Below are 9,551 nucleotides of genomic sequence, written 5' to 3'. Positions count from 1 at the left end.
GGTCATCGGCCTCTTCGCGCAAGGTGCTCCAGCTCGTGGTAACGGCGCAGCGCTATGCGCAACTGGTCGGGCGGCAGCGGCAGCTCCTGCAGCGTGCACGACCCTTCTTGCCGGAGATGCGTGCCGTCTCTCGTGGGATCAGGTTAGCGTGCAATGCAGCGTCGCTGCAACTCCACTTTCCTCAGTGGGCATCCAGACCTCGGGCAGGAACCGCGCCGCATGTAGGCGTGCGAGGGTCGCAGCATCGATCTTGTCGATCTTGTCGGTCTTGACCTTGGCCCAGGCAATCGCGTGCACCTGCAAGGGATTGGCGATGGCCACGCGGTGCACGAACGGCGTCAGCAGCCGCACGATGACCGCCGTGTTGCCGGTGGCCTCCAGCACGACGTCGTCTTCCCTGTTCAGCGTAGCGGCAAACGTCAGCACCGCATCTCGCGCCATCGCGCAGCGGCCATGGTCCTTCACCAGGCCATCCTCCAGAATCGCAACCTGTGCGAAGTTGCGATGAACATCCAAACCGATGACTCTCATAGGCGATCTCCTGCAGTGACAAAAGCCACGGCGGAAGCTCGCGGGCAACACGACAACTACGGATTCGCGCTCGCAGTGCAACCGGGCAGATCGAAGGGGCAGCCAGTTACAGTAACACCAGCGCTAACAACACGGTATGGCAGCCGGCTGCGCTTCCGTTGTCGCTCTGGCGATTTTGTCGCCGCGCCAGCGATGGGCTATGTCTGCACTTTGTCGAGACCGGTCGTCGATGCTGAGATCTGCTTACCCAGGTGGTCCTGAAACGCCTGCGCGACCCGGTTGCGGCTGATCGTCACCCCCGGGAACTGGAGGAACTGCTGGACCTGACGGTATGGAACTACCATGGCACGCCCCATGCAGGGCTGGGCGGCCTGACGCCGCTCGAGATGATGCGCCGCCACGCCGGTTCCCACTGGCGCTGCAGTTGGGAAGCGAGGTCGGTTATCCGCAATATTCATCGCATCAGCTTGACCTACGCCGCTTCGAACGCGCCGATCCGCACCGTGATCCAGCCCGGCCTGGGCCCGGTTGCCGTGGGCATGCGGGGGGAAGGAAGGGGAGCGGGCGAAGAGGTCGTGAGGTTCGGGCATCTGCTGATCGACATTGCCGACAGCGGCTACCTAGCGCTGAAATCACAGCAGGGAGGTAAGGACGTCTGCCTTTGCCGTGCGCCGGCGTCCTCAACCTTCGCGTTCGCCCATCTGGTTGGAAGGAACATCTGGGGGGCCGAACAGTTGCCGTATGCCTGTGACGGCGGCGCGCACGGCCGTGGTCGTGTTTGGGATGTGCTCAAAGACTCGAGGGGGATCCAGCTCACCTGCGTAGTTTGAACGCGCAATGTGCCGAAAGCCCAGCACCTCCTTCAAACTCTTGGCTCCTGCTGCGTCAAGGAGTGGGTCACGATCACTCGTTGCCGTGCTTGCGAGACGGATCAGGTCTTGGTGCCAGGTCTCGCTCTTCGGCAGCTTGCCGTCGGTCTGTTCGATCGCTTGCTTGATCAGGCTTTCGAGCTGCGTGTAGATGCCTTGAATGTGCTGAGCGATGCCCGCGGCGTGGAATGACTCGTCGTAAAGTTCGGGATGGTCGGCCTTCAGCTGCGCCTGTCTCGCGTCGGCCTCAAGCATGACCGTCATGGCCCGCTCGAGGTCCTGCGCCTTCGACAGCAGAAGTGTTTGAAGAATGTGATCACCCACGGGCATGTTCTTTCATGAGCTTCACCTTGTGGAGTGGCAAATGTTCAGCGAACACCAGGTCGACGTTGACGTCCGTGAGGTGCGTCCATGCGATGTCCCAGATATCGCCTTCCGACAAGGCGCCCTTGGACTCGACAAGGACGTCCAAGTCTGACTCCGCGTCGAGCGTTTCATTGGCGCGCGCGAAGGAACCGATCAGTTCACATACAACGCCGTTTCGCCTTAGCTCGGCGAGCGTTTGCTCGATCTGCGGGCGAAGGAAGGCCCGCCGAGCATCGCTGCGATCTCGGAGAATTTCACCGATCGGTCGATGAAGAAGTGCAGGCATAAGTGGATATTAGATGATCCGGGTAGTTTCAGGCTCGCTTCAATCTCGCCTCGGTGCCTTGGGCGCCAACTTGGCGCGCGATTGATGCGTAGGCTCTTGGCTCTTCGTACGGTTGTCGAGCTGACGCAGGGCGGCTGCAGTTGCCGCATGGGTCTCCCGAAGCTGCGAGACCTCACCGTCCGCCGGGGCTTGCTGGCGCTCGAGCTGCTTGAGAAGATCGCTCGCACGCTGTTCGGCGCCAGAACTGCGCTCGCGCTGGGTCGCCAACTCAAGCTGAACAGCTTGGAACTGCATTGCCCAGGCGCCTTCAGCGTTGCGGTGTGCTGACTTTGAGTCCTGCAGGGCTTGCTGGGCTGCATCCTGTGTGGTACCGGCAGCCTCCTGGTCGACGGCGCGGGCTTTCTGCTCCTTCGCCAGCTCTGTGGTGGCCTGGCGCGTGGCCATACGCTCGCGATCGACCTCGGAGAGGAGCCGACGTTCGTGGGCCAGATGGCGTTCCTCGGATTCGTCCGCCGCGCGCTGCTTGGCGTTGAGTTCCATGGCCGACTTCTCGCGCAGGGCTTCCTTGCTGGCCACCGCCTCGTCGAGCGCCTTGCGCAGGCGCCGCACCTCGGCTTCCGCGTCGCTCAGGAGGCGGGCGGACTCCTGCTGCTGCGCGTGCATTTGGGCATCCATGGCCGTCACGGCCTGACGTGACGAGGCGAGGGCTTCATCAAGCGCGACGCGGGCCTGCTCGAAGGAGGTCTCGCGGTGCTGCAGGTCGGCGTCCTTCTGGGTGAGAGCGTCGCGCTTTAGTTCCAGCTCGCGGCGAGTCGCCTCGGTCTTCTGCAGTTGCACCTGATCAGCTTCGCGGCGGGCGACGTCCCAGAACTGCTGGGCAGCCTGGACGATGGCCAGGGGGAGCTGCTGCGCCTCGCCGTCGGCCAGCCTGCTGCCGCGGCMCTCCAGGCGCTTGCCGAGCGTGGCGAACCACCGCTCGAGCATCGGGCTCACGGTGTTGGGCGAGCCGCTGCCGCGGCGCCGCCGCTGCGCGATCGGCGTGCGCAAGGCGCGCAGATCAACCCGAATTGAAATCCCAAGGGTTGATGATCGGCACGCCGGTCGGCGCAAAGTGCCTGGTATTACGAGTAACGTGGGACGAGAGGCCAACAAAAAGGCGGGCCGCACGCCGGACATCGGAACTGACGCGGCTCAAACGGAGGAAGGAAAGCGGGAGCAGGGCAAGAAGCCGTAGCAACCGACAGTGCTGATGGCCTGTTTGACGTCCTCGTCGGTTCTCGACCCGCCGCTGCGCGAGCAGTCGCTACGTGAGCTGCCGCAGGTAGTCGGCCACGCTTGCTGCTGCTGTAGGTGCCGTTTGTGAGGGCAGTTCGGCTGGCCTTGACGCTGCCTCGGGCGCCGCGCAGGTCTTCGGAGCGTTCGACAAGCCGCTGACCRCCGCATCGACGAGCCGAACACGGTGACCGAGGACTGCGCCGCTGCGGCGCCGGCGATCGCCATAGCCGCGAGGGAGACGATTCTTCTTCTCGTTCGGGTAGCTCCGGCGTTGTGGCGTCGGCTAGTCGGCGGTCAAGCCGATGCGCTTGGAGATCTCGGCGAATCGATCGATGTCCCCAGACACGATCTTCTGGAATGCCTCGGGTCCGTCGCTCGCCGGCGTGTAGCCCAGGTCGCTCAGAATCTTCTGCACGTCGTTGCGCATCAGAATCTTTGCGAATCCTTCATACAGGCGCTTTTGAACGTCGACCGGCGTGCCCTTGGGTGCGAGCAGGCCGTGCCACTGGCTGAGCTCGTAACCCGGCAGCCCCTGTTCGGCGACCGTCGGAACGTCGGGCAGTTGGCTAAACCGCTCCTTCGACGAAATGGCCAGTGCTCTCAGCTTGCCGGCTTTGATCAACGGCATGGCGCTGGATGCAGTGACGAGAGCGATGGGAATCTGACCGCCGACGATGTCGTTCAGCGCCGGTCCGCAGCCCTTGTACGGGACGTGCAATATGTGGACGCCGGTCCGCAGTTTGATGAGTTCGCCTGCGAGATGCTGCGGCGTGCCGCTGCCGCACGAGCCGAAGGACACCGAGTTTTCTTTCGGCCTGGCCGCCGCCATGACGTCGGCGAAGGTCCTGTAGGGCGAGTCGCCCGGCACGACCATCACGGTGGCGATGTAGGCCACGTTGATGATGGCGACAAAGTCCGTCTTCGGATTGAAGGGCAGCGTCCTGAACACGCCGGGATTGATCGCGAACGAACTGTTCACCATCAACAGCGAACCCCCGTCCGCCGGCCGGCCGGCGACATAGCGGGCCCCGAGGTTGCCGCTTGCCCCGGGACGGTTCTCGACGACGGAGGCCCGGCCCAGGCTGTCGGCCGTGTGGTTGCCGATCAGACGTGCGAGCACGTCCGTGCCGCCGCCGGGCGGAAAGGTCACGGTGATTTCGATCGGCTTCCCCGCAGCCTCGCCGCTCTCGCCGGCCATCGCGAAAGGCACCTGAAGGCAGGCGACGACGAACGTTGCGAGCCCGACCAGCCGGTTGCATTGCTTCATGCCCGATTCCTTTCGTTGACCCACGTGGCCGCCGATGCCGAGCCGGCGCCGCGCACTGCCTGAGCCTGCGGCCGCTCGGCTGCAATTTCAATCGCTCTCGCGGATTCGCCGTCCGAATACGCACCTTGCACCAGCGCTACGCACGCGGCCAGGCTGTCGGAGGTCGCGGCATGGATGCGATATAGCGGATCGCCGGCGCGCACCACATCGCCGACCTGGCACAGCAGGTCGATGCCGCTGCCCTTGTCGACCGGCGCACCGGCCAGCCTCGCGATGCCGGCAATCGTCCAGCCGTCGATCCCGCTCACCAAGCCGCCATGTTCCGCACGCACGACATGGGTCAGCGCGCTCGGACGCGCCGGCCTCTCATGGGCTCCCTGCGCTTGGACGATACGCGCGAAGGCGCGGCGCGCCGCTCCCGAGTGCAGCAGTGCCTGCGCCGCCGCGCGTCCCTTCTCGGCCGAGCCCACCGCCGGATCCCAGGCGAGGATCTGGCCGGCAAAGCACAAGGCCTTCTCGCGCAGGTCGTCGGGCGCGTCGGCGTGGCTGTCGAGCACGTACAGCACGTCGCGCAACTCCAGCGCCGGACCGATGCCCCGTCCTATGGGCCGGCTGCCATCGGTTGCCAGCGCGCGCACCTGCAGGCCGATTCCCGCGCCCGTGGCCTCGAACAATGCGGCCAGTTCGAGCGCCGCGCGCTCGGTACGCAGCTTCGCGTGCGGACCGTAGGGCAGATCGATGACGACATGGGTGGCGCCCGCCGCCTTCTTTTTCGACAGGATTGACGCCACCGACCAGCGGGTTGAATCGAGACCCAGCGGCCGGGTCACGGCGTTCATCACATCGTCCAGCACCGAATGATTGAGGCGGCCGTTCCAGGCTATGCAGGCGCGCGCCTCGGCGACGCAGCGCTGCACCTCCTCGAGCGCGAGATCGACCCGGGCCACGGCTTCCATGACGTCGGCCGTTCCGGCAGCGGATGTGATGGCGCGCGACGAGGTCTTCGGCATCGCGAGGCCGTGCGCCGCCACCAGTGAGACCACGATCGGGGTGATGCGGCTGCCGGGCACGCCGCCCATCGAATGCTTGTCGACGACGATGCGTTCGTTCCAGGTCAAGCGAGGCGCCAGACTCGTCCTCACGCGTGCCAGGCTCAGGACTTCCGCGTCCGACAGGTGCTGCGTCGCGGCGACGAGGAACGCCGTCAGGTCGCGATCGGCGTACCGTCCCTCCACGATGTCGCGCAGAAGCCGCCGGTATTGCGCTTCGCTCAGCGCTTCGCCGCGTATCTTGCGCACCAGCAGGTCGTGGCTTCGAGCTGCAGGAATCATGCGCACTGCGACCTGGCTGCCGTGTGGTGCACCGAGCGCTTCGAAGGTCTCGCGCGACAAGCCGGCTTCGCCTGCCGCCAGGGCCGTGCCGACGCCGCCGACATGGACACGGGCCCACACGCGCGAGATACCGCGACCGCCAACGGCCGACAGTTCCACCTGCTCGCCGCCGTGCCATACGGGCAGGACGGATGAAAAATGAACCACGCGATCCGCGCCGCTGCGCATCTCCAGGCACCGGATCGTCGCCCAGCTGCAAAACGATTCGAGCGCTTCGACGAAGCGGTCGATGCCTTCGGCCAGGCTTGCGTCGTTGTCGACCCCGAGCGAGCGCACCGATGCCGGAATCGGCTCGCCGCGCCGGGCCAGCCGCAGGTGCGTCTCTTCCTCGCGCTCGCGCCCCCGGGCGGCAATGCGTTTCGCCAGCACCTCCGGCGCGGCCGTCACGTCGATCACGACCACGCGCGCCAGGCGCTGCGACAGCTGTGCGATGACGCTGCGCGAACCGTTGGCGACCACGTGCTGCCCAGCCTCCAACGCAGTCCGCAACGACGCGGGCAAGCCGTAACACAGACCGTGCGCGCGCCACGTCACCAGAAAGTCCCCGGCGCTTTCGCGTCGATCGAATTCCGCGGCCGAGACGCTTTCATGGTCTTCGCCCGGCGCCCCTGCCGGACGCGTGATCGTGCGTCTGGCGAAGACATGGCGCGCCTGCGACAGACGCTGCCGCGCGCCGTCGATCAGCGAGTCCTTCCCCGCGCCGCTCGGGCCGACGACGAGGAAGAAGGTGCCGCTTTCCATGTGGGTTACCGGGCTTCGTCGAGGCCGATGTCGACGGCAATCGCCGCCTGCGTGATGCGGCTCGTCGAGATGTAGTCGACGCCGGTCTCGGCGATCGGGCGGATCGTCTCCAGGCGAATTCCGCCCGAGGCCTCGATCTTCGTGCGACCTTCCACCATGCGCACGGCCTTTTGCATGTCGCCCACCGACATGTTGTCCAGCATGATCACATCCACGCCTGCCTTCAGCGCCTGAGCGACCTGGTCCAGGCGGTCGCATTCGACTTCCAGCTTGGTCAGCACCGGCAACGACCGTCGCGCGCGGGCGACCGCCGCCTCAATGCTGCCGCAGACCGCGATGTGGTTGTCCTTGATCATCACGCCGCCGTCCAGACCCAGGCGGTGGTTCAGGCCGCCGCCGCAAAGCACGGCATGCTTTTCCAGCATGCGCAGGCCTGGCGTGGTCTTGCGACTGTCGATCAGCCTGGCCGGGGTGCCCGCGATGGCGTCGACGTATCTGGCCGTCTCGTTGGCGATGCCGCAGAGTCGCTGCATGATGTTCAGCGCGGTGCGCTCGGCCGTCAGCACGCTGCGTGCCGATCCCTTCACTGCAATTAGGATCGCACCGCGCTCGACGCGTTCCCCATCGGACACGAGGACGTTCACCTCCAACGACGGGTCATAGCGCCTGAACACCTGCGCCGCAACGTCGACGCCCGCCATGATCGCCGGCTCTCGCGCATTCATGCAGAACGCACCGCGCTCATCCTTGTCGATCATGGTCTGAACCGTCAGGTCACAGCCTCCGATGTCCTCTGCAAGCCATTGATCGATCAGGCGATCGGTCAAGAACGGGTCATACATATCGTGCTCCTGAATGCGGCCGCGCGCCGGCGGCCTGCTGGGTTGAAGTATTCTTCGATAAACTTAGCCATCGAAGTTCATCAGTCTAGGCCCGACAGAGAGATTGTCAACAACATATTTGAGCTCTAAGTTTATTTAGCTATCACGGAGAGACGATGCACGGGTGCCGGGACGAAGCGATGCGGAGCAGCATCTATCATGTGCGCGAACGTTCCCCGGCGACCTGCGCCGCCATCCCACTGCTTTCCGGAACCCTGTTCCTGCACGCCATGACAGACAGACAGCCCGCACCGCTTGCCGATTCAGTCGAGGACGCTCAAGAGCGGCTTGCGCATGTCGTCAAAGATGCGGCGCGGGCGTACGTCCGCGCGCTGCAGATGCGACTGGTGTCGCACGCGGTTTCTTACGGCCACTGGTCCGTGCTTCGCGTGCTCTGGCTGCGCGACGGCCTGTCGCAGCGAGAACTCAGCATTCGCGCCGGCATCACCGAACCGACCACCTTCACCGCCGTCAAGGCGCTCGAAACGCTCGGCCATGTCGAGCGCATGCACCTGCCGGGCAACGACCGCAAGGTCCATGTCTATCTGACGAAACTGGGCAAGCAATTGCAGCGCAAGCTCGTCCCTCTGGCAGAAGAGGTCAACGAGATCAGCGTGCGTGGCATCCCGGCAGAGGATGTGGAAACCACCCGGCGGGTCTTGCTGGCCATCACCGCCGCGTTGGCCGAGGACGAAGCCGCCGCCGAAGGCACGAAGCGGCGCGTGCCTTCGACGCGCGAGTTGGGCCACCGGCTCACGCGCATCGAGCCCACGGCCACATAGCCACGCCAATGCGCCGTTCGCGGGGCGTGTGCGGCAACAACGGAATGGACAAGACGATGGAAGTAAGAAAGTTGTCGAAGTGGAACGAGTTCGTCGAACTGACGGAGGCTCAGACGGGCTGGGCATTTCGCGGGGAAGTTTCGGCGCAGTGGCCTCTGGTGAGTTCGCTCACCCGGCGACTGCAGGTCTACGCACCTGATTCTTCGCTTTGGCCGCTTCGCGAGGAACGTTCGTTGCGCGTGTTCCGCCGCAAGGCGCACATCTATCGCACCTCTCCCGCCGCGTTGCAAGACGACCTTCGCTGCCTGGCGCTCATGCAGCACCATGGCGCACCCACGCGATTGCTCGATTTCACCAAGTCGCCTTACGTCGCGGCATTCTTCGCGCTCGAAGATGCGGTCACCGACGCGGCGGTCTATGCCCTCAACACGCCCGCTCTGTGGTCGGCATCGCCGTCATTCGATCCAGCGCTGACGCGCGAAGTGATCGATCCGCGCGTCACTGGCAACTTCGAGAAGTATTTCATGGTGAACCAGCTGCCCATCGTCTGGTTCGGGGAACCGCTGGAGATGGATCAGAGACTGGTCGCGCAGTCGGGCTTGTTCGTCTTGCCAGGCATATTGGATCAGCCACTTCACCGCATCCTCGATGGCTATGTGGCAAAAGAGCCGGTCATCGTCAAATACGTGCTGCCCCTGGAGATGCGCGCACAGGCGATGCAGTCCCTCTATCGCATGAACGTCACGAACTCGACGCTCTTTCCGGATCTCGATGGTTTGGCCCGTTCCATGGCCTACGAATTGGAAGTCGTCTGGGAACGGCTGATCGCGGAATACCACGAGCGCGCTAACGTTCAGAAGCCGTAGCTATCAGTTTGCGTTGAAGTTGCAGGCGCTTCTGTGCGTTGGCGAGCTCTTCAGAACGCCCACTAGCGCGCCGGCTTCGGTCAGCGCAGTGTGGCGTTCGTTCGAACGGTTGACGAACGTTCTTACGAGTGCGTGCATTCGTGTCTTGGGCGCTTTCGACGAGGCGTGGCCAAGCTCAACGCCRTCGTMSATGGCCGGCCAACGGCCAGTCAGCTCAGATGTCGGTTTCCCTTCAATCTGTCACTCTTGCTCTTTCATTCTGTCAGCGCCAGCTCATGGAGAGCCTTGATGCACGG

General features: G+C 64.5%; 10 protein-coding genes. 2 read left to right on the top strand and 8 right to left on the bottom strand.

What is annotated here, in order from left to right; all coding sequences use genetic code 11:
- Positions 1-138 precede the first annotated feature (138 nt).
- The 8 genes from AC1DY5_RS29590 to nadC form a co-directional block, all read right to left on the bottom strand.
- The gene (locus tag AC1DY5_RS29590) at positions 139-531 is read right to left on the bottom strand and encodes an IS110 family transposase (RefSeq protein ID WP_478117238.1); all 393 of its coding nucleotides are present in this window, start codon (positions 529-531) and stop codon (positions 139-141) included.
- 197 nt (positions 532-728) lie between these two features.
- The gene (locus tag AC1DY5_RS29585) at positions 729-989 is read right to left on the bottom strand and encodes a hypothetical protein (protein WP_478117236.1); all 261 of its coding nucleotides are present in this window, start codon (positions 987-989) and stop codon (positions 729-731) included.
- Between the two features lie 222 nt (positions 990-1,211).
- Positions 1,212-1,724, bottom strand: coding sequence for a ribonuclease toxin HepT-like protein (locus AC1DY5_RS29580; RefSeq protein ID WP_478117234.1), 513 nt, complete (start codon positions 1,722-1,724; stop codon positions 1,212-1,214).
- The gene (locus AC1DY5_RS29575; RefSeq protein ID WP_478117232.1) at positions 1,717-2,052 is read right to left on the bottom strand and encodes a nucleotidyltransferase domain-containing protein; all 336 of its coding nucleotides are present in this window, start codon (positions 2,050-2,052) and stop codon (positions 1,717-1,719) included. Before AC1DY5_RS29575 ends, AC1DY5_RS29580 begins: the two co-directional genes overlap by 8 nt.
- A 39-nt stretch (positions 2,053-2,091) precedes the next feature.
- A complete protein-coding gene (locus tag AC1DY5_RS29570) occupies positions 2,092-3,228 on the bottom strand; it encodes a DNA-binding protein (RefSeq protein ID WP_478117231.1) in 1,137 nt (378 codons plus the stop codon).
- A 382-nt stretch (positions 3,229-3,610) separates the two neighbouring features.
- Positions 3,611-4,594, bottom strand: a complete 984-nt coding sequence (locus AC1DY5_RS29565) for a Bug family tripartite tricarboxylate transporter substrate binding protein (RefSeq protein WP_478117229.1) — start codon at positions 4,592-4,594, stop codon at positions 3,611-3,613.
- Positions 4,591-6,726 (bottom strand): phosphonate metabolism protein/1,5-bisphosphokinase (PRPP-forming) PhnN, encoded by a 2,136-nt coding sequence (gene phnN / locus AC1DY5_RS29560; protein ID WP_478117227.1) that lies wholly within the window; start codon positions 6,724-6,726, stop codon positions 4,591-4,593. Before phnN ends, AC1DY5_RS29565 begins: the two co-directional genes overlap by 4 nt.
- A 5-nt stretch (positions 6,727-6,731) precedes the next feature.
- A complete protein-coding gene (nadC, locus tag AC1DY5_RS29555; protein ID WP_478117226.1) occupies positions 6,732-7,553 on the bottom strand; it encodes a carboxylating nicotinate-nucleotide diphosphorylase in 822 nt (273 codons plus the stop codon).
- 284 nt (positions 7,554-7,837) lie between these two features.
- Here nadC and AC1DY5_RS29550 point away from each other — a divergent pair, with 284 nt between their 5' ends.
- Positions 7,838-8,389 (top strand): MarR family winged helix-turn-helix transcriptional regulator, encoded by a 552-nt coding sequence (locus AC1DY5_RS29550; protein ID WP_478117240.1) that lies wholly within the window; start codon positions 7,838-7,840, stop codon positions 8,387-8,389.
- Positions 8,390-8,433: 44 nt separating this feature from the next.
- Entirely contained in the window at positions 8,434-9,255 is an 822-nt protein-coding gene (locus AC1DY5_RS29545) for an FRG domain-containing protein (protein WP_478117225.1), read from the top strand.
- Positions 9,256-9,551: the final 296 nt, after the last annotated feature.

The organism is Variovorax sp. P4_D9, from assembly GCF_056401695.1.
Note: the sequence above shows the minus strand (reverse complement) of the source record. Positions and strands in the feature narration are given on the sequence as shown.